The organism is Ramlibacter sp. (genome assembly GCF_028291745.1).
Taxonomy (GTDB): domain Bacteria; phylum Pseudomonadota; class Gammaproteobacteria; order Burkholderiales; family Burkholderiaceae_C; genus Ramlibacter.
Genome location: NZ_JAQGNQ010000053.1, coordinates 66958 through 85689, shown reverse-complemented (window position 1 = coordinate 85689; position 18732 = coordinate 66958). Strand labels below are relative to the sequence as shown.

At 69.4% G+C, this 18732-nt stretch carries 26 protein-coding genes; 15 read left to right on the top strand and 11 right to left on the bottom strand.

Annotation, left to right across the window (positions count from 1 at the left end):
* Window positions 1-7 precede the first annotated feature (7 nt).
* From hda to atpE, 5 genes are read left to right on the top strand one after another with little or no spacing between them, the layout of a single operon-like run.
* Entirely contained in the window at window positions 8-682 is a 675-nt protein-coding gene (gene hda / locus JWP60_RS08620) for a DnaA regulatory inactivator Hda (RefSeq protein ID WP_299789243.1), read from the top strand.
* Window positions 679-1359 carry an HAD-IB family hydrolase gene (locus JWP60_RS08615; RefSeq protein ID WP_299789240.1) on the top strand — a complete coding sequence of 227 codons (681 nt, stop codon included), beginning with the start codon at window positions 679-681 and terminating at the stop codon, window positions 1357-1359. Before hda ends, JWP60_RS08615 begins: the two co-directional genes overlap by 4 nt.
* Window positions 1356-2939: a polynucleotide adenylyltransferase PcnB gene (gene pcnB / locus JWP60_RS08610; RefSeq protein ID WP_299789237.1), complete on the top strand. Its 1584-nt coding sequence runs from the start codon at window positions 1356-1358 to the stop codon at window positions 2937-2939. The genes JWP60_RS08615 and pcnB overlap by 4 nt, the downstream gene beginning before the upstream one ends.
* Window positions 2940-2947: 8 nt before the next feature.
* Window positions 2948-3424, top strand: a complete 477-nt coding sequence (gene folK / locus JWP60_RS08605; RefSeq protein ID WP_299789235.1) for a 2-amino-4-hydroxy-6-hydroxymethyldihydropteridine diphosphokinase — start codon at window positions 2948-2950, stop codon at window positions 3422-3424.
* Window positions 3425-3480: 56 nt separating this feature from the next.
* Window positions 3481-3723, top strand: coding sequence for a F0F1 ATP synthase subunit C (atpE, locus tag JWP60_RS08600; RefSeq protein ID WP_299789232.1), 243 nt, complete (start codon window positions 3481-3483; stop codon window positions 3721-3723).
* A 140-nt stretch (window positions 3724-3863) separates the two neighbouring features.
* Here the strand turns inward: atpE and JWP60_RS08595 are convergent, their stop codons facing one another.
* The 3 genes from JWP60_RS08595 to JWP60_RS08585 are packed head-to-tail and all read right to left on the bottom strand — an operon-like array spanning window position 3864 to window position 6392.
* Window positions 3864-4340, bottom strand: coding sequence for a tyrosine-protein phosphatase (locus JWP60_RS08595; RefSeq protein ID WP_299789229.1), 477 nt, complete (start codon window positions 4338-4340; stop codon window positions 3864-3866).
* A gap of 7 nt (window positions 4341-4347) precedes the next feature.
* Window positions 4348-5628, bottom strand: a complete 1281-nt coding sequence (locus JWP60_RS08590; RefSeq protein ID WP_299789226.1) for a cytochrome c — start codon at window positions 5626-5628, stop codon at window positions 4348-4350.
* Window positions 5625-6392, bottom strand: coding sequence for a c-type cytochrome (locus JWP60_RS08585; protein ID WP_299789223.1), 768 nt, complete (start codon window positions 6390-6392; stop codon window positions 5625-5627). The genes JWP60_RS08590 and JWP60_RS08585 overlap by 4 nt, the downstream gene beginning before the upstream one ends.
* 114 nt (window positions 6393-6506) lie before the next feature.
* Between JWP60_RS08585 and JWP60_RS08580 the strand changes: the two genes are divergently transcribed.
* Entirely contained in the window at window positions 6507-6695 is a 189-nt protein-coding gene (locus JWP60_RS08580; protein WP_299789220.1) for a hypothetical protein, read from the top strand.
* A gap of 11 nt (window positions 6696-6706) precedes the next feature.
* Here the strand turns inward: JWP60_RS08580 and JWP60_RS08575 are convergent, their stop codons facing one another.
* Window positions 6707-6994 (bottom strand): 2Fe-2S iron-sulfur cluster-binding protein, encoded by a 288-nt coding sequence (locus JWP60_RS08575; protein WP_299789217.1) that lies wholly within the window; start codon window positions 6992-6994, stop codon window positions 6707-6709.
* 40 nt (window positions 6995-7034) lie between these two features.
* On the opposite strand from JWP60_RS08575, the gene JWP60_RS08570 reads away from it, so the two are divergent.
* The 5 genes from JWP60_RS08570 (at window position 7035) to JWP60_RS08550 (ending at window position 10510) form a co-directional block, all read left to right on the top strand.
* On the top strand, window positions 7035-7952 hold the full coding sequence (locus JWP60_RS08570) for a DUF808 domain-containing protein (RefSeq protein ID WP_299789214.1): 918 nt from the start codon (window positions 7035-7037) through the stop codon (window positions 7950-7952).
* Between the two features lie 117 nt (window positions 7953-8069).
* Window positions 8070-8249 carry a hypothetical protein gene (locus tag JWP60_RS08565; RefSeq protein ID WP_299789211.1) on the top strand — a complete coding sequence of 60 codons (180 nt, stop codon included), beginning with the start codon at window positions 8070-8072 and terminating at the stop codon, window positions 8247-8249.
* 93 nt (window positions 8250-8342) lie between these two features.
* Complete coding sequence (locus JWP60_RS08560) at window positions 8343-9260, top strand: hypothetical protein (protein ID WP_299789208.1); 918 nt, start codon at window positions 8343-8345, stop codon at window positions 9258-9260.
* Between the two features lie 95 nt (window positions 9261-9355).
* Entirely contained in the window at window positions 9356-10003 is a 648-nt protein-coding gene (locus tag JWP60_RS08555) for a L,D-transpeptidase (protein ID WP_299789205.1), read from the top strand.
* A 138-nt stretch (window positions 10004-10141) separates the two neighbouring features.
* Window positions 10142-10510: a proteophosphoglycan ppg4 gene (locus JWP60_RS08550; RefSeq protein WP_299789202.1), complete on the top strand. Its 369-nt coding sequence runs from the start codon at window positions 10142-10144 to the stop codon at window positions 10508-10510.
* A gap of 77 nt (window positions 10511-10587) precedes the next feature.
* On the opposite strand, the gene JWP60_RS08545 is transcribed toward JWP60_RS08550, so the two are convergent.
* The 4 genes from JWP60_RS08545 to JWP60_RS08530 form a co-directional block, all read right to left on the bottom strand.
* On the bottom strand, window positions 10588-11106 hold the full coding sequence (locus tag JWP60_RS08545) for a DUF4864 domain-containing protein (protein WP_299789199.1): 519 nt from the start codon (window positions 11104-11106) through the stop codon (window positions 10588-10590).
* 8 nt (window positions 11107-11114) lie between these two features.
* Window positions 11115-11291 carry a hypothetical protein gene (locus JWP60_RS08540; protein ID WP_299789196.1) on the bottom strand — a complete coding sequence of 59 codons (177 nt, stop codon included), beginning with the start codon at window positions 11289-11291 and terminating at the stop codon, window positions 11115-11117.
* Window positions 11292-11664: 373 nt separating this feature from the next.
* A complete protein-coding gene (locus JWP60_RS08535; RefSeq protein ID WP_299789193.1) occupies window positions 11665-11907 on the bottom strand; it encodes a hypothetical protein in 243 nt (80 codons plus the stop codon).
* A complete protein-coding gene (locus JWP60_RS08530) occupies window positions 11904-12530 on the bottom strand; it encodes an NUDIX domain-containing protein (protein ID WP_299789191.1) in 627 nt (208 codons plus the stop codon). The genes JWP60_RS08535 and JWP60_RS08530 overlap by 4 nt, the downstream gene beginning before the upstream one ends.
* A gap of 70 nt (window positions 12531-12600) precedes the next feature.
* Here JWP60_RS08530 and JWP60_RS08525 point away from each other — a divergent pair, with 70 nt between their 5' ends.
* Window positions 12601-13650, top strand: coding sequence for a serine hydrolase (locus tag JWP60_RS08525; RefSeq protein ID WP_299789188.1), 1050 nt, complete (start codon window positions 12601-12603; stop codon window positions 13648-13650).
* A 12-nt stretch (window positions 13651-13662) separates the two neighbouring features.
* On the opposite strand, the gene JWP60_RS08520 is transcribed toward JWP60_RS08525, so the two are convergent.
* The 3 genes from JWP60_RS08520 to JWP60_RS08510 form a co-directional block, all read right to left on the bottom strand.
* Entirely contained in the window at window positions 13663-14637 is a 975-nt protein-coding gene (locus tag JWP60_RS08520) for a PA2778 family cysteine peptidase (protein WP_299789185.1), read from the bottom strand.
* 7 nt (window positions 14638-14644) lie between these two features.
* A complete protein-coding gene (locus JWP60_RS08515) occupies window positions 14645-15004 on the bottom strand; it encodes a PA2779 family protein (RefSeq protein WP_299789182.1) in 360 nt (119 codons plus the stop codon).
* A 132-nt stretch (window positions 15005-15136) separates the two neighbouring features.
* Entirely contained in the window at window positions 15137-15529 is a 393-nt protein-coding gene (locus JWP60_RS08510; RefSeq protein WP_299789179.1) for an HPF/RaiA family ribosome-associated protein, read from the bottom strand.
* Window positions 15530-15667: 138 nt separating this feature from the next.
* Here JWP60_RS08510 and JWP60_RS08505 point away from each other — a divergent pair, with 138 nt between their 5' ends.
* The 3 genes from JWP60_RS08505 to gshA all read left to right on the top strand — a co-directional run bounded on the left by JWP60_RS08505 (window position 15668) and on the right by gshA (window position 18731).
* Window positions 15668-16330, top strand: coding sequence for a dienelactone hydrolase family protein (locus JWP60_RS08505; RefSeq protein WP_299789176.1), 663 nt, complete (start codon window positions 15668-15670; stop codon window positions 16328-16330).
* Window positions 16331-16412: 82 nt separating this feature from the next.
* Entirely contained in the window at window positions 16413-17036 is a 624-nt protein-coding gene (locus JWP60_RS08500; RefSeq protein WP_299789173.1) for a YidB family protein, read from the top strand.
* Between the two features lie 141 nt (window positions 17037-17177).
* Window positions 17178-18731 carry a glutamate--cysteine ligase gene (gene gshA, locus JWP60_RS08495; RefSeq protein ID WP_299789168.1) on the top strand — a complete coding sequence of 518 codons (1554 nt, stop codon included), beginning with the start codon at window positions 17178-17180 and terminating at the stop codon, window positions 18729-18731.
* The last annotated feature ends 1 nt before the right edge of the window (window position 18732 follow it).

Genomic DNA, 18732 nt, shown 5'->3' with positions numbered 1-18732 from the left:
CCCGCGCATGAAGCAGCTTCCCCTCGACATCGGCCTCGCCCGCGCGCCCAGCCTGGACAGCTTCCTGGCCGGCCCCAACGAAGCGGCGTGGCGCCACCTGCAGCTGTGGGCCGGCAGCCCGACGCGCTCGCCCGTGCCCACCTATCTCTGGGGCGCACCGGCCAGCGGCAAGACGCACCTGCTGAAGGCGGCGCGGGAAAGCCTGCGCGAGCAGGGCGCCAGCGCCGGCTGGCTCGATCCGACCCTGGCCGAGCCGCCGCCCTTCGACGAGCGCTGGGCGCTGGTGCTGATGGACGACGTGCATCTCTACACGGCCGTGCAGCAGCACGCGGCATTTGCCTGGTTCGTGCAGGCGCAGGCGCTGCAACGCGGCGTGCTGTCGGCCGGCGCCTTGCCGCCAGCGCACCTTAAACTGCGCGAGGACCTGCGCACGCGCCTGGGCTGGGGCCACATCTTCGAACTGCGTGTGCTCGACGAACCCGAGCGACGCGCCGTGCTGCGGCAGGCCGCCGATGCGCGCGGCGTGTTCCTGCCCGACGAAGTGATGGACTTCATCCTGCACCGCTTCTCGCGCGACCTCGGCAGCCTGATGCAGCTGCTGGAACACCTCGATGCGTATGCGCTGCAGACGCAGCGTGCCATCACCATTCCGCTGATCAAGTCGATGCTGGAGAGCGAGTGAGCAAACCCAAAGTCACGCTGTTCGACCTCGATCACACCCTGCTGACTATCGATTCCGATTACTCCTGGGGCGAGTTCACCCAGCAGATCGGGTGGACCGATCCGCTGGAATTCAAGCGCCGCAACGACGAGTTCTACGCCCACTACATCGCCGGCACCCTGGACGTGCACGACTACGTGCGCTTCGCCGTCGAGGCACTGCGCCTGCGCGGACCGCAGGCCTATCGCGAGGCCCATGCGCGCTTCATGCGCGAATGGATCACGCCCGCCCTGACCGCGGCCGCGCGCGATCTCGTCCAGCAGCACCAGCAGCAGGGCGACCTGGTCGCGATCGTCACCGCCACCAACGAACTGGTGACCCGGCCGATCGCGCAGGCCCTCGCCGTCGGCGAGCTGATCGCCGTCGAACTGGCGCGCGACGCCAGCGGCTGGATCACCGGCGAGATCGCGGGCGTGCCTTCGATGCGCGAAGGCAAGGTGGTGCGCGTCACGCAGTGGCTGGCGGCACGCGGCCTCGACTGGCTCGACGTCGAGACCACCTTCTATTCCGATTCCCTCAACGACCTGCCGCTGCTCGAGCGCGTCGACCATCCGGTGGCCACCAACCCCGATGGCCGGCTGCGCACTATCGCCCTGGAGCGCGGCTGGCGCATACTCGACCTCTTCGACAAGAAATGATCAAGAAGTTCATCGACAAGCTGATTGCCGGCACCACCCGCCGCAAGCCGAAGTTCGGCAAGCGCCAGGAAGTCGGCCCGGAACAGCACGCCATCGACCCCACCCTGGTGGACGAACGCGCCTTGAGCGTGGTGCACACGCTCAAGGAGGCGGGCTACGAGGCCTACATCGTGGGCGGCGCCGTGCGCGACCTGCTGCTCGGGCTGCGGCCCAAGGACTTCGACGTCGCCACCAGTGCGACGCCGGAGCAGGTCAAGGGGCTGTTCCGCCGCGCCTTCATCATCGGCCGGCGCTTTCGCATCGTGCACGTGGTGTACGGCCGCGGGCGCGAGCACGAGGTGATCGAGGTCTCCACCTTCCGCGCCTATCTCGATAACGCCGCCGCCGAAGCAGTCAGCGGCAACGAGCGCACGAGCAAGAGCGAACTTGCCGGCATGAAGCACGCGGTTGATTCCGCGGGCCGCGTGCTGCGCGACAACGTCTGGGGACCGCAGGAAGAAGATGCGGCGCGCCGCGACTTCACCATCAACGCGATGTACTACGACCCCGAGCGGCGCATCGTGGTGGACTATCACGGTGGCATCGCGGACGCCAAGAAGCGCCTGCTGCGCATGATCGGCGACCCGGTGACGCGCTATCGCGAGGACCCGGTGCGCATCATCCGCGCCGTGCGTTTCATGGCCAAGCTGGCGGCCCTGGGCTTCAAGTTCGATCCCAAGACCAAGGCGCCGCTGATTCCCAGCCTGCCACTGCTGAACGAGGTGCCGCAAAGCCGCCTGTTCGACGAGATGCTCAAGCTGCTGCAGACCGGGCATTCGCTGGCGACCATCGAGCAGCTGAAGGTGCTGGGCATGGCGTCGGGCATCTATCCGCTGCTGGACCTGGTGGTCGAGCGCGCGGAGCAGCCCTTCGTGCGCGCCGCGCTGCAGGACACCGACCGGCGCGTCGGCGAGAACAAGCCGGTCGCCCCCAGCTTCCTGCTGGCCTGCGTGCTGTGGTCGGATGTGCGCGACGGCTGGCAGGGGCGGCTGGCGCGCCGCATGCACCCCTTCCCGGCGCTGCAGGAGGCGATCGACGAGGTGTTCGAATCGCGCATCGGCGACATCTCCGGCCGCGGCAAGCTGGGCGCCGACATGCGCGAGATCTGGATGATGCAGCCGCGCTTCGAGAAGCGCGTCGGCCACACGCCTTTCAGCCTGGCGGAGCAGCCGCGCTTTCGCGCCGGCTTCGATTTCATGCGCCTGCGCGCCGACGTCGGCGAGGTCGACGTGGTGCTGGCCGACTGGTGGCAGGAGTTCAGCCAGGCCAGCGACGCGGTCCGCGAGGACCTGGTGGCGGCCCTGCGCGACGAGCAGCAGAAGCAGCAAAAGCGCACGCGCACCGTCAAGCCCAAGGGCGCCGAGGGTGACGCGCGGGAAGAGCCGCCGCGGCGCACTGCCCCGGTCGCGGAATCGGACAGTCCGGCCGACGAGCCGGAGGGCGATGGCCCCGGCGGCGACGCGCCCCGCAAGCGGCGCCGCCGTCGTCGCAAGCCGGGTGGCGCGGGCGGCGAAGGGCAGTCGGCCTCGGCCGGCGAGTAGGCGCCGCGATGCGCGAGCCGGTGACCGCGTTCGTCGGCCTCGGCGCCAACCTTGGGGACGCGCAGCAAGCCTTGCGGGATGCGCTGGCCGGCCTGGCGCGCATCCCGCAGACCGTGGTGGTGCGCAGCTCGCGCATGTACCGCAGCGCACCCGTGGATGCGGGCGGTCCTGATTACCTCAACGCGGTGGCACAGGTCGAGACGCGGCTCACCGCGCCGCAGTTGCTGGCGCAATTGCAATCGCTGGAGCAGGCGGCGGGCCGCGAGCGTCCCTATCGCAATGCACCGCGCACGCTCGACCTCGACCTGCTGCTGTTCGGTGCTGCGCGCATCGAAAGCGCCACGCTGACCGTGCCGCATCCGCGCATGCGCGAGCGCGCCTTCGTGCTGCTGCCGCTGCGTGAGCTCGCGCCGGAACGGGTGTCCGCGGAGGATCTCGCGGCGGTCGCACACCAGCGCATTGCCGCATTACCTGCCGCGTCATAGCCAGCTTGATGCGGGCCCGGCACCATTCGTTGCAGATTCAACGAAAGGAGTCAACCATGACCGACACGGGTTTGATTGCAGTGGCATGCGGCTTGATCATCGGCCTGGGCGCCATCGGCGCCTGCCTGGGCATAGGCACGATGGGCGGGCGCTTCATCGAGGGCGCGGTGCGCCAACCGGAATTGATGGAACCGCTGCAGGTCAAGATGTTCCTGCTGGCAGGCCTGATCGACGCCAACTTCCTGATCGGCGTGGGAGTGGCGATGATGTTCGTGTTCGCGAATCCGTTCGCGCACTGAAAACCCAACTTCCGGACGCAGAAGACGCAAAAACTTCGCAGAGGACGCAAAAGAGGCAAAGAAAACTTGAAGGGTTTTTTTTGCGCCTTCTGCGAAACTTTTGCGTCTTCTGCGTCCGGAAGTTGGGATGTCCGCCTTCTTCAAAACCAGTGCACCAGGCCCGACTGCTCCGCGTTCTGCGGATTCGATCCCGCGGCGCGCACGCGCTGCAATGCGGCTTCCTCGCCGACGCCGAGCGATTTCAGCAGGCAGGCTGCTGCGCTGCCGGTGCGGCCCAGGCCCGCCGCGCAATGCAGCAGCACGGATTGGCCGTTGCGCAGTTCCTGCGCGATGCCGGCGATGTCGCGGCGGAAGGCCGCGGGTTCTTCGGGCAGTCCGAAGTTGCGCATCGGTACATTCATCCAGCGCCACGGCAGGCCGCCGCACACCAGCGCGGCCTGGTACTCGGGCGAGAGCTCGGCCAGTTCCGCGCGCGGGGCCAGGCAGACGATCAGGCCCAGCCCGGTGCGCGCGGCCTCCTCGCGGAAGGCCGCCCATGGTTGGAAGCGGCCCGGCATCGGCCCCAACCAGAGGCGGCCGGGCACTTCGGCGGGCAGGGGGACGGGGCGCAGGCTCATTGGCGTCCTATTCGCGCGTGCTGCTGCGTTGCCGGCCCACGGTCAGTTCGTTGACCGGAGCTGCCTTGTTGTTCCAGGACGCGCGCAGGTAGGTGATGACCGCGGCCACCTCGGCATCCGACAGGGCCGTCGCGAACGGTGGCATGCCGTAGGGCCGCGGATTGCCGCGCGTCGCGGGCGGGAAGCCGCCGTGCAACACCACCTGCACGAGATTTTCGGTGGAAGGCAAGGTGACCGCACGATTGCCGGCCAGGGCAGGATAGGCGCCGGGCACGCCCTGGCCGCGGTCGCCGTGGCAATTGGCGCAATGATCGCCATACAGCTTGCCGCCGCGATCGAGCAGGGAGGCGGGCGCGACCGGCACTTCGCGCGGATCGGTGTCGCTGGCGGTCGGGGGCAGGCTCTTGAGGTACACCGCCATGGCCCGCAGGTCGTCAGCCTCGATGTACTGCGTGCTGTTCAACACCACTTCGGCCATCGGCCCGAGCACGGCCGATCGCGGCGAGGTGCCTGTGGCCAGCAACTGCACGATCTCCTGCACGGACCAGTCGGCCACGCCCGCTTCGCTCGGCGACGCCAGCGATGGCGCGTACCAGTTCTGCATCGGGATCAGCCCGCCGGAGAGGTCCATCGCCTGGCGTACGCCGCCGAGCGCGTTGCGGGCGCCGTGGCAGGCGCCGCAGTGCGCCAGGCCGCGCACCAGGTAGGCGCCGCGGTTCCATTCCGGTGTCTGCGCCGCATCGGCGACGTACTTCTCCGGCCGGAAGTACAGCGTGCGCCACACTGCCAGCGCCGCCTGCGTGTTGTAGGGCCAGCGAAGGCGATGTTCCCGGTTGGGCTTGTTCACCGGCGGCAGGCTGCGCACGAAGTCGAAGAGCGCATCGGCATCCGCATCGGTCACCAGCGTCGTGTGCGTGTACGGGAACACCGGATACAGCAGGCGGCCGTCGCGCGAGCGGCCCTCGCGCAGCGCGCGGCGAAAGTGCGCGGCCGACCAGGCGCCCAGGCCGGTTTCGGCATCGGGGGTGAGATTGCTCGAATACACGGTGCCGAACGGCGTGTCGATCGCGCGGCCGCCCGCATAAGGCGCGCTGCCGCGCTCGGTGTGGCACAGCATGCAGTCGCCCACGCGCGCCAGGTAGGCGCCGCGCGCCACCTGCTCGCGCGAGGGCGGCGTGCGCGGCGCGCTGTCGCGGATGCGCGGGGCGCCCCAGAAGTTGAACATCCACACGAGCCCACCCAGCGCGAGCAGGAGGGCCAGCACGATCAGCAGGACACGGCGGATCATCGTGCCGCTCCCGCCACCGGGGGCTGCGCGAAGCCGCAGCGCATGGCCGGCGGCTCCGGGGCGGGCGGCGGCTGTACCTTGCGGCCGCGCCGACGCGCCGGTGCCAGCGGTGCTTCGGCCGAGGCCGGGTGCGCATTGGCGGGCAGTTGCTCCGAGGAGAGGAAGGCCGTGACCGCCGACAGGTCCTCGGGCGAGAGCCGGCGCGCGATCTCCGCCATGCAGTCGGGCGCGACGGCGCGGCGCTGCCCCGTGCGCCACGCGCCGAGCTGCGCATTGAGGTAATCGCGCGGCAGGCCGAGCAGGCCCGGCACGTTGGGCAGCACTCCGGTGAGCGCCTTGCCGTGGCAGCCCGCGCACGCGGGCACCCGCCGGTCGGGGTCGCCCTGGTGGGTGAGAGCGCGTCCGCGCTGCAGCAGCTCCGGCGGCACGGCCGCCGGTTGCGGCGCTGCGTAGGGGACGTCGAGGCTGGCGAAGTGCTGCGCGATTTCCCAGAGATAGCTGTCGGACAGCGTGTCGAGCAGGCCGGCCATCAGGCCGTAGTGGCGCCGGCCTTCGCGAAAGTGCAGCAGCTGGTTGTACAGGTAGCCCGCCGGTTTGCCGGCGATGCGCGGGTAGTAGCCGTCGGGGCCGGCGCGGCCCTCTCGGCCGTGGCAGGCGGTGCAGGCGAGCGTCCGCTGGCCGATGGTGTTCTGGAACTCGACGGGGGCAGCCGCGGCCACACCGGCGCCCGACAGAAAGACAAGAAGCAAAAGCAGGCCGCGCATGGGGCGGGACTATGCCATTGTTGGCAGGCGTGCACTGCTTCGTCGGTGCCCGTCGGACACGCGCAGGGTGAGCGTCCTACAACACGCCCCAGGGACGAATCCTAAGGTGGCCGCATGAACCTCTACCGACGTTCGAGCAAGCCGAAGCCCCAGGCCGAGTCGCCGCGGGCCCGGCGCCGGCCGCCGTCCGGGAGCGAGGGCAGCAATTCGGTCCAGCATCGCCCGGACCCGACGGCTGAACCCATTCCCGACGGCGAGCACAAATACGTGCCGCGCAGCCCGTACCGCACGGGCAATTACTGAGGCGCGCAGCTTCAGTCTCCCAACACCACATCCGAGCACGGGTAAGCCACGCACGGCAGCACCACGTTGCCGGCGCTGCGCTCTTCCGGCAGCAGGCCGGGCCAGGGGATGGCGTAGTGCACGCTGCCCGCATGCAGCGCGCGCAGGCAGGTGCGGCAGGTGCCGTTGCGGCACGAACTGGCCAGCACGATCCCTGCCTCCGCGGCTGCGGCCAGCAAGGTGCGGTTTGCGGACGCGGAGAAGCTGCGGCCCGAGGGTTGCAGCACGGCCTGGTACGTGGCCGGCGCGGCCATGGTCATCGCTGATCATAATCAGCCGCTTTGGCTCCCCGCATCACCCATGGCCACCAGCCTGCTCGCACTGCTTGACGACATCGCCGGCCTGCTCGACGACGTCTCCGTCCTGACCAAGGTCGCGGCCACGAAGACCGCCGGCGTGCTGGGCGACGACCTCGCGCTGAACGCCCAGCAGGTCAGCGGCGTGCGCGCCGAGCGCGAGCTGCCTGTGGTCTGGGCGGTGGCCAAGGGCTCGCTGGTGAACAAGGCGATCCTGGTGCCGGCGGCGCTGGCCATCAGCACGATCGCGCCCTGGGCGGTGACACCGCTGCTGATGGTCGGTGGCGCCTATCTCAGTTTCGAGGCGGCGGAGAAACTGGCGCATCGCCTGCTGCACAGCGCGCAGGAGGACGAGAGCGAACATCGGCGGCTGCAGGATGCGGTGGCCGACGAGAGCGTGGACCTGTGCGCCTTCGAACAGGAAAAGATCAAGGGTGCGATCCGCACCGACTTCATTCTCTCCGGGGAGATCATCGTGATCGCCCTCGGCACCGTCGCGGGCCAGGACTTCCTCACGCGCGTCGCGGTGATGGTGGCGATCGCGCTCGTGATGACCGCCGGCGTCTACGGTCTGGTCGCCGCCATCGTGAAGCTCGACGACCTGGGCCTGCATCTGAGTCGCCGGGGCGCCGCGCTGCTGCGTGCGATCGGCAACGGCATCCTGTGGGCAGCGCCGTGGCTGATGAAGGCACTGTCGGTCGGCGGCACGGCGGCCATGTTCCTCGTGGGCGGCAGCATCCTGGAGCACGGCGTCGCGCCGCTGCATCACGCGATTGAGGACGCGAGGTCCGATGCCGGTGCCTGGAGTGCGCCCCTGGGCATGCTGCTCGATGGCCTGGTCGGCGTGCTCGCGGGCTCGGTGCTCGTGGCCGTGTACGCGATGGTGCGCAAGCTGCGGGGTAAACCCGTACTTCCCGCCTGAAAGCCGTGATTTGTACTCATGCGTAGGCGTGCTCCTACGATTGCTTGAGTGTGCGGCGGATACGCCAACGACGGCACTCCCGCGAACAATGACTCTTCGATAAGAAGGAGAGTCGCCATGCCTGAAATGCAGCCGTCCATGCCAACCGGTGCCACCGCCATTGCGACGGGCCTGGATGCCTCGGCGTATTCCACCTTCGACGATTCCGACTTCGCCCTCGGCTGCGAGTGCGCGGATCCGGCGCTGCAGATCGAACGCTGGATGCACGAAGCCTCCGGCGGCGCCGAGGCCGCCTGACGCCGCTGCGCTCCTCCCGGCGCAGCCACGCGGGCGCACAGCGCGCCGGTGCTGCCGTTTCCCAAGCCCAGGGTCCACTGCGAGAAGCTGTCCATGCCAGAACCCCAATTCGATCGTGACGGCGCTGCGCCAGGCCAGAAGGCCGGCCGTTCCGAATTCGTCGAATCGCTGCAGAAAGGGCTCCTGATCGGGGCCGCCCTGCTGGTGCTGATCGTGCCGCCGCTGCGGATGGCGAAGAACCGCGAGGCGCAGCAGCAGGCCGCGGTCGCCACGGCCCCTGCTGCCCCGCAAGGGCAGGCGGGCGACACTCCGCCTGGCCAGTCGCGGGACGCGGCCCCTGCCGTGCGCCGGGCCGACTTCCGCGATGAAGACCCGAGCCCGCAGGCTCGCCAGGTCGCCGACTGGGCGGTCTTCACCGGCAACAATGGCCGGCACGCCTTCGTGATCGTGGACAAGAAGGACGCGCGCGTCTACGTCTTTGCGCCGGATGGCCGGCTCAAGGACAGCGCTCCGGCGCTGCTCGGTTCCGCGCGCGGCGACGACACTTTCCCGGGCGTCGGCGACAAGCCCTTGTCCGCCGTGCGCCCCGAGGAGAAGACCACGCCGGCCGGGCGCTTCGTGGCCGAGCCGGGCCTGAACTCCGGCCACGAGGACGTCGTCTGGGTCGACTACAACGCCGCCGTCTCCATGCACCGCATCCGCCCGCTGGTGGCGCGGGAGCGGCGACTGGAGCGCCTCGCGTCGCTCTCCACCGACGACAACCGCATCTCCTTCGGCTGCATCAACCTGCCGGTCAGCTTCTACGAGAACGTGCTTGCTCCCACCGTGCGCAAGCAGGGCGCCATCATCTACGTGCTGCCCGAGGTGAAGACGGCGCAGGAGATGTTCGGCGCCTTCGACGTCAACGACGCGCAGCAGGTCGCCGCCTGGCGGCAACAGCAGGCGACCCGGCTTGCCGCTGCGCGCGGCGACGCACTGCAGAAGGTCTCCCTGCGCCCGGCCTCCCGCTGAGCAAGCTGTTACCTTGTGGGTCCTTGCCGGCCCACGGCCGAGCTTGCTAGCATTCCCCTCAGCTGAGCCATTGGCGGCTCGGTCCGGAGGGGACGATGGGGCAATGGAGCCGATGGCTGCGTCACGCAGCCGGCAGTACGGCATGGATCGCGCTGGCCGCCTGGGCTGGCACCGCTGCGCAGGCAGCACCGCAGGAATTGCTTGCGACGCGCCCGTCGATCGAGGCCAGCCGCCTCGTGGACTGGGTCATGCAGAAGAAGGACGCCCACGGCAAGGCGTTCGCGATCGTCGACAAGCGCAACGCCCACATCTACGTGTTCCGCGCGGACGGCCACCTGGCCGGCCACTCGCCCGTGCTCCTGGGCAGCGCCTTGGGCGACGACATTGCGCCCCACGTGGGCGAGCACGCGCAGACCGGCAAGGTGCCACCCCAGGAACGCACCACGCCCGCCGGCCGCTTCGAGGCGAGTCCCGGTCGCAATGTGAAGGGCGAGAACGTCGTCTGGGTCGATTACGACAGCGCGTTCGCCATCCACCGGTTGCGCCCCGGCTTCGCTTACGGGACGCGCAATTCGCGGCTGGTCAAGGCGCAGCCCGCGGGCCGGCGCCTGTCCTGGGGCTGCGTGGTGGTGCCGGTGGGCTTCTACGAACAGGTGGTGGAGCGCGTCCTGGGCAACGCGCGCAGCGTGGTGTATGTGATGCCGGAGACCACCACCATGCAGCAGGTGTTCCAGGATCTCTAAGGCCGTTGCGTCATCGGTGCTTTCCGACAGGGGTGCGCGCCCGGCACTGACGTTGCCTCAGCGAGAGAAACGTATGTTGGCAGTGCTGGCCTCGCTTGCCGGCGCGCTACCAAGTCCAACCAAAGGAGTCCTGAAAAAATGTCCACCACGTCCAAGATCCTCGCCGCTGCCATCTGCGCGGCTTCCGTCAGCTTCGCCTTCGCCCAGGGCGTGCCGCCCCGTCCCGCCACCAACGCCGCCATCGGCGCCGGCCAGCGCAGCCCCGAAGGCACCCCCATGGGCACGACCGGCACCCCGGGCGGCAATGGCGCCGCGGCCCAGGGCTCCAGCGCCGGCAGCACCGCTGCCACCTCGGCCGCTTCCACCGGCACGTCCATGAGCAGCGGCACCGGCAGCTCGATGAACTCCGGTGCCATGGCCAGCAACAGCGGCTCGATGGCCGGTGGCACGCACCACGCCAAGAAGTCCAAGAAGCACAAGCACGTGGCCAAGGCCGACCGCAACTGAGTACGAGGCGACAGCAGAAAGGGCCGCGCAAGCGGCCCTTTTTGATGGTGCAATGACATTGCGGCCTTGAGCCGGGATCAGGTCAGTACCCGCTTGCCCTCCGGCGTGACCACGCAGCCGCTGATGCGCCACTGGTTGTCGTTCTGCCGGTTCAACAGGTAGGTGAGCGACCACGACGAGCCGTCGTCGTCGGTGAGCCGCACCTTCTGCATGGCCACCGAGCCGTCGGTCTCCGGCTTGAGGAACAGCACGCTGGCCGGATGCATCAGCATCGGGTATTGCTCGCGCACCGTGGTGAGGAAGGCTTCGGCACTGCCGAACTGCGTGCGCATTTCGTTGTCGGCCAGCGCGAACGCCTGCATCGCGTCCTGCGTCGCCAACGCCTGCAACTGCTGTTGCACCACCTGCTGCACGACCTGCACCGGGCCCACGGCCGGCGTGCCGGGCGCCGCGTGGCGCGGGTGATGCGACGTGTACAAGGCGAACGCCAGCACGCCGCCGAACAGCATCGACCAGGCGCCCGCGGTACGGCGCCAGGTACGCCGCGGGCGGCGGGGATGCAGCTGGAAATCCTGCGGGGAAGGTCGATACTGCACGGCCGTCCTCAGCGCGAGCGCCACTGGGTGCCCGCCGCCAAGCAACTGCCGTTGCCGGCGACCATCACCACCGGGTGCCGCGCCTGGGTGCCGGGCAGGGTGTCCGCGCGCGCCCTCAGCTGCATGCTGGCGGCGGCGAGCGCGATCCCGACCAGGGTGAAGAGACGCATCATCAGGGGACTCATGGGTTCTCCGGCTGCATGTATGACCTTGGCCGATAGCGTAGGTGCGCGCTGCGGGCCAGCCCTGTAGGTGGAAAACGCGGCGCCGCGTGGGAGCCGCAATCGCGCTGCTGACGGTGTTCCGTGGGCAGCAATAAAAATGGCGCACCCGGGGGGTGCGCCATTTCTCCGCAAGGGGAAACCAGCCGGCCCACTGGACAATGTTCTCGCTGATCGCCTGCGGAGGCGGAGAGTCCGATACCTGTCTTTGTGACGCGGAAAACCGGCTGGCTTTGCAGGTATTGAAGCCTGCGCTCCCAGTCGCACGCGCAGGCCGGCCGCGCGTGCACTTGTAGGCCTTGCTTGCGCCCGGCTGTGGGACCTCGGGGCCGCGCGCTCAGTCGCCCAGCAGGATCGCCAGCCCCGCGTCGGGCTCGAAACGCCCGTTGCGCCAGGACAGGCGCGTCGGCCCGGGCAGCACCTGGTCGCCGCGCGGATGCCTCGGGTCGCCCGGATAGCACAGCACGCGCACGCCTTCGCGATAGTGCGCCTCCGGCAGGATGCACGGCGGCAGGCGCGTCGCGGCCGCCGCCAGTACGCTCGCGACGCGGCGATGCCGCGCCAGGTGTGCGAGGCTCATGATCTGCGGCGGGGCCAGCTCGAGCCGCCGTCCCAGTAGCGGCGCAGCGCCGCGCGCGGGGTGAGCCAGATGCTCTCGGTCGCTTCGTGTTCGTCGTGCGTGGCGTGGTGGCCCGGCGGCACCGCCGCCAGGAAGAAGCGGGTGTCGAAGCGCTTGCGGCCCACGCTGCCCAGGGTCGGCGTGATCCATCGCGACCAGGGATGCAAGGCGCCGGCCGCCAGCGACAGGCCGGCGGCGCGCAATTCGTCAAAGGCCCGCCCGCTGCGCACCGCGGCCCAGTGGGCCCGCGCCGCTTCGGGGCTCGCATCGGCCAGCAGCAGCCCGGTCTCTTCGAACAGTTCGCGAATCGCTGTGACGAACAGCGCAGCGGCCGCGGCAACCGAAAGGTCCGGCTCGCCCAGCAGCGCGTGCAGGCGATCGGCCGGCCGGTCCAGGCGCGCGACCCAGTCGCCATCCTCGGGGTCCGTCTTGCCGCCCGGAAAGACGTAGGCGCCCCCCAGCACCTGCGAGCGGCCATGCCGGCGCAGCAGGAACACCTCGAGGTCGTCCTCCACATCGCGCAGCAGCACCACGGTGGCCGAGGGTGCGGGGGGCGATTCGTCGACGACGGTGGTGATCTCCATGCAGCGAGGCTAGCAGACCCCGGTGAAGACCCGCGTCGCGCGGGCGGCGCCGGGCCGTATGCTGCGCGCCATGTCCCGCTTTGCCGAAGCCATTGCCTTTGCCCAGGCCCACGAGGTGCCCTGGCCCCGCGATCCCGCCAGCGACCCCGAGCGCTGGGGCGTGCACCACAGCGACCCGCCGCCGTACAACCGCCTGCGCGGGCCGGTGCAGGCGCGCGGGGGCGTCTCGGGCGTGATCCGCATGGGCGATCGCGAAGTCGCCGCCTGGGGCGAGCCCGATCGTGCCGATCTCACCTTCAGCGTCGCCAAGACCTATCTCGCGCTGCTCGCCGGCCTGGCGCAGATGCGCGGCCTGCTCGATGTGGAGGAAACGATTGCCTCGCGCCTGCCCGGCATCGGCTTCGACGATGCGCACAATCGCGCGATCACCTGGGCCCAGATGCTGGAGCAGACCAGCGAGTGGCAGGGCAGCTGCTTCGGCATGCCCGACCAGGTGGAGCACCACCGCCGCGTGTCCCACGACCCCAAGCCGCCACAGGGCGAGAAGGGCGAGCGGCGGGTGCTGCAGGCGCCGGGCCGCTACTGGGAATACAACGACGTGCGCATCAACCAGCTCTCGTTGGCGCTGCTGAACGTGTTCCGTCGTCCCTTGCCCGAGGTGTTCGCGGACGCGATCCTGCGGCCGCTGGGCGGCGGCCAGGACTTTCGCTGGCTGGGCTACGACGATGCCTGGGTCGACATCGACGGAGTGCGGATGCAGTCGGTCCCGGGGGGCAGCCACTGGGGCGGGGGGGTGTCCATCGGCGCGCGCGACCAGGCCCGCATCGCCCAGATGCTGCTCGATGGCGGCCGGCATGCCGGGCAGGCGCTGTTGCCGCCGGAATGGATCGCGCGCATGCAGCAGCCCTGCGCGATCGCGCCGTTCTACGGGCGGCTGGCCTGGCTCAATCGGGAGGGCGCGATGTTCCGCGCTGCGTCGCCGCAGAGCTGGTTCATGGTGGGCGCGGGCGGCCATTACGTGTGGATGGATCCGGCGCACCAGGCGGTGGTGGTGGTCCGCTGGATCGACCCGGCGCACAGCGGCAGCTTCGTGAGCCGGGTCGCCGAAGCACTCGCTTAAGGCCTGTTCACGCTAGCTCCCGGGACTGCGCAGTCGCTCTTCGATCAACTGGCGGGTCGATCGCACGTCGCGCGCGAACGGGCTTTGCGGATCGCCGGCGCGCTGGATCAGCGCCAGCGCCTCGCTGTTGCGGCCCTGGTCCGAGAGCGTCTGCGCCAGGTTGTTCAGCAGGATCACCGATTGCGGATGCTCCTGCAGCGCGGTGCGCAGCACGCCTGCCGCTTCGTCCAGCGACCCGCGTGCATGCAGGTGGTTGGCGAGCCCCACGGCCGCGGGCAGGCTGTCAGGCCAGCGCGCCAGCGCCGTGCGATACGCCGTGACCGCCGCGTTCTCGTCGCCACCGCGTGCAACGCCCAGCAGTGCATCGAGCCAGCGCGCCTCGCTCGCGGTTGCGGCGATGTCGTCCGTGCGCGTGACCACCATCGCCCAGTACTTGCCGGCCAGCCAGGTGCGCTCGAAATAGGAGAACGGCATCTGCTGCCGCATCTTCAGCCCGGAGCGCAGGAAGATCGTGCCGGTCGCGTAGTCGAAGCCGTTGACCACCGCGTAGTGCCACTCGGGCAGCAGCATGCCGACGTCCTGCAGCACGATCACGGGGTGGCCAGCGGCCACTTCGCGCAGCAAGTCGGCGTAGCGGGGTTCGAGCCGGTAGCTCACCAGGCCATGCCGGCGCGGCGCGGCCAGCATCTCGAGCTGCAGGCTGCCGTGCCGCGAGGGCAACCAGACCTCCTCGACCAGCGCCTGCGGCAGCACGCGGTCGCCGGCGTAGCTCATGGCCATCGCCAAGGCAGCCGGACCGCACTGGTATTCGTCCTGGGGGAAGAAGGGGACTTGCGTCATCTCCACTTGCCGCGGCACACCGGCGGGCCAGTCGGTGCGCAGCACGACCGTCTGCGGGATCAGCGTGCTGCAGCCCGCGAGCAGGAGCGCGGCGGCGCACAGGGTGAGCCACCGCGTCCAGCGCAGGAGCGTCGTCGGCGCCTGCATGTCCTGCTTACTTGCGGATTGCGTAGTACCAGATCAGGGCGGCAATGAGGATGATGACCACCACGCCTCCGGTGCTGATCCCGCCGGCTGGTGCGCTCTGGATGTCCTGCGCCAGCGCGTGCACTTCCTGGTCGCTCATGGACTGCACGCGCTCGCGCGCGGATAGCGGATCGACCCCGGCGGCCTGCAGTTGCGAGGTGACGTCCGCGCGGTCCAGCGTGCCGAGCAGCAAAGTGCGCTCGGAGCTGGTCGAACCCGCAGTTGCCTGGTCGGCGCCGATCAGCCCCGCATGCGCTGTCTGGAACGACAGCGCCAGCAGGGACGTCACCAACACGCGACAGGTCGTTTTCTTGAAGGCAAGATTCATGGATGCGCTCCTTGATTTGTAGGTCCGTGTCGGCGAGGACGCCGAATCGCGGAGCGCAATTTACGCACGCAGCAAGCCTCGACGGTGTGGTGGTTCACCCCGCCGATACAGATTGCTACAAGTGTTGCGGCGTCAGCTCTGCGGCGGAGCGTCTTCGATCGTGTCGAGCACCTCCGGGTCGCGTCGGATGGTGTCGCGCTGGCGATGCTCGCGCCGGTCGAGCTTGCCGAACTCGTGGTCGATCGCCTTGATCAGCTTGTCGGCCGCGCCGCGGAAGGCGATGTCCTGGTTGGGTGCAAAGTTGGTGACGGCGATCGGCTTGATGCCGTTGACGCGCGCTTCCATCATGCAGCGCTTGTCGACCGCGCCGCCCTTGGCCGCGTGGTTCTCGTCGGTCAGCTGCACCTCGATGCTGGTGATGTCCTGGTCGAAGCGGCCCAGGTGTTCGTTCAGATAGTCGCTGGCCCAGCGCTCGAGGGACTCCTTGTTTTCTACATCGTTGGAAGTATTGACTTGCACTTTCATGCGGTTTCCTTTCTGGTCTGCTCCCATCCTGCAGACCGCCGCGTTCCCTGGCAAGTCGGACGGCTTTGATTGACTTGTCGGACACGGCTTGCCCGCCGCGCAGCGCTATGCTGCCCACAACAAGGAGTGCCAGCAAACATGGACGTCATCGAGGCCGAATCCGGCCCCAACCCCCGCGCCACCATCCTGATCCTGCACGGCCTCGGCGCCGACGGCAACGACTTCGTGCCCATGGCGCAGGAGCTCGACCTGCAAAGCGTCGGGCCGGTGCGCTTTCTCTTTCCGCACGCGCCGGTGATGCCGGTCACCATCAACGGCGGCTACCGCATGCGCGCCTGGTACGACATCATCGGCTTCGATGCCGACGCCCCGCAGGACGAGGCTGGGCTGCGCCGCTCGCAGGCGGCCGTCGATGCGCTGCTGCAGCGTGAACTGGAGCGCGGCATCGCTGCCGACCGCATCGTGCTGGCCGGCTTCTCGCAAGGCTGCGCGATGGCGCTGCTGGCGGGGCTGCGCTTTGGCGAGCGGCTGGCCGGCATCGTCGGGCTCTCGGGCTACCTGCCGCTCGCGGCCAAGACCGCCGCCGAACGCACTGAGGCGAACCGCGACACACCGATCTTCCTGGCCCACGGCACCCAGGACGAGGTGGTCGCGCTGGACCGCGCACACGCCTCGCGCGATGCGCTGCAGGACCTCGGCTACCGCGTGGACTGGCACGAGTATCCGATGGGGCACTCGGTGTCGCCGCGCGAGATCACGGACCTGAACGCCTGGCTGGTGCAGGCGCTGTCCGCCGCCTGACCTGCCAGCAGTGGCGGCGCGCCTACAAGGCGCGGGCGCCAGCGCCCTAGGCTCGCAGGCATCGATCAGAACGGGAGCTTCGATGGACAACAATCCTCTGCTGGGGCAGGTGCTCGGCGGGCTGTTCGGCCAGGCGACGGGCCAGCCCAATGCCGGTGGCGGCGGGCTGGGCGGCATGTTGGGGGGTGTCCTGGGCGGCGGCGGCGGCGGAATCGGCGGCGCGCTCGGCGGCGCCGGGCTGGGCAGCGTGCTGACCGGCGCGCTGCGCAATCACACGCAGCCGACCGGCGAGCCGGGCGCCGCCCCTTCCAAGCTCGATCCGACGGCGCTGCTCGTGACGCTGCTGCCGCTGGCCATGCGCTGGGTGCAGCGCAGTGGCGGCATCAACGCGGTGCTGGAACGCTTTCGGCGAAAGGGGCTCGGCGGCCAGGCGCAATCGTGGCTGTCCACCGGCCCCAACCAGCCGATCGACCCGCACTCGGTGGAGCAGGTGGTCGGCCAGGACGAACTGCAGCAGATGGCGCAGCGGCTCGGCGTGCCGCAGCAGCAGGTGGCGCAGGCCTTGGCGGAGATCATGCCGCAGATGGTCGACCACCTCACGCCCGACGGCCAGGTGCCGCAGCACGCCGACGCGGTGCTCGACGAAAGCGCGCGCACGCTGGAACAGCACATCGAGCAAGCGCGGTCCCCCGAGGTGCGTTCCTAGCGCGCAGCGGGCCGCTAGCGCGCCCTCTTTTCCCTAGCACAAGCGGGGAGTCCCCGAGTGTCCGGGCGCAAGCAGGTTTTGCGGGAAGGTGTTAACTTCGCACGCGCAAAGACAGCAGTCATCAGGCGCGAAACACATTCCATGAGCAAACTGCAACAAGCCTTGAGCACGCTGGCGCCCGCGCGTCTGCAAGGCATTCGCCGCGGCATCGAAAAGGAAAGCCTGCGCGCCACCACCACGGGCGCCCTGGCGATGACGCCGCACCCGCGCGCGCTGGGCTCCGCGCTCACGCATCCGAACATCACCACCGACTACAGCGAGTCGCAGCTCGAACTGATCACCGGCGTGCATGCCAGCGTGGAGCAGTGCCTCGAGGAACTCACGCAGGTCCACCAGTTCGCCTATCGCGCGCTCGAGGACGAGATGATGTGGGTGGGCAGCATGCCTTGCCTGCTGCCCGCCGACGAGACGATTCCGATCGGCCACTATGGCGCTTCGAATGTCGCGCGCGCCAAGAGCGTCTATCGCATGGGTCTCGCGCACCGCTACGGCCGGCGCATGCAGACCATCTCCGGCATCCACTACAACTGGTCGCTGCCGGGCGTGAGCGATGCCGACTACTTCGCCCTGATCCGCAACTTCCGCCGGCATGCCTTCCTGCTGCTGTATCTGTTCGGCGCCTCGCCGGCGGCGTGTTCGACCTTCGTCAGCGGCCGCAAGCACGAACTGCAGACGCTCTCCCCGCGCACCGTGTACATGCCGTACGGCACCTCGCTGCGCATGGGCCGCCTCGGTTACCAGAGCGAGGCGCAGTCCAGCCTGGCCGTCAGCTACAACAGCCTCGATGGTTATGCGGCGTCGCTGCACGAAGCGCTGACGCGCCCGTATCCCGCCTACGAGAGGATCGGCATCGTCAATCCGGGCGGCGAGTACAACCAGCTGGCCACCAGCCTGCTGCAGATCGAGAACGAGTTCTACGGCACGATCCGCCCCAAGCGGGTGATCCGCCCCGGCGAGCGGCCGCTGCATGCGCTGCGCGAGCGCGGCGTCGAGTACGTCGAGGTGCGGCTGATGGACCTCGACCCCTTCGTGCCGATCGGCATCAAGGCGCAGACCATCCGCTTCCTCGATATCTTCCTGCTGCATTGCCTGCTTGCCGAGAGTGCCGAGGACACGCCGCAGGAGATCGCGGCGCTGGGCCGCAACCAGCATCGCACCGCGGCCTTCGGGCGCGATCCCTCCGTGCAGCTGGAGCGCGGTGGGCGCGAAGTGAAGCTCACCCAATGGGGCGCCGAGATCGTGGCCGAGTGCGCGCCGATCGCGGCGCTGCTCGACGAGGTCCACCAGACCAGCGACTACGGCGACGCGCTGCGTTCGGCCCAGGCGCTGCTGCAAAATCCGGAGATGCTGCCGTCGGCGCGCGTGCTGTCCGCGATGGCCCGCGACCACGACAACAGCTTTGCCGCGTTCACGCTCACGCAGTCCGAGCAGACCAAGGCCAAGCTGCTCAAGCTGCCTTACACCGGCGGGCTGCAGGCGCGCATGGAAGCCGCCGTGCGCCAGTCGCTGGCCGACCAGGCGGCGGTGGAGGCGGCCGACAGCCTGCCGTTCGAGCAGTACCGGCAGCAGTACATCTCGCCCGAGCGACTCGGGCTCACCCAGGCCGCGGTCGCCCCGGCACTCGCCGCCGTCTGAG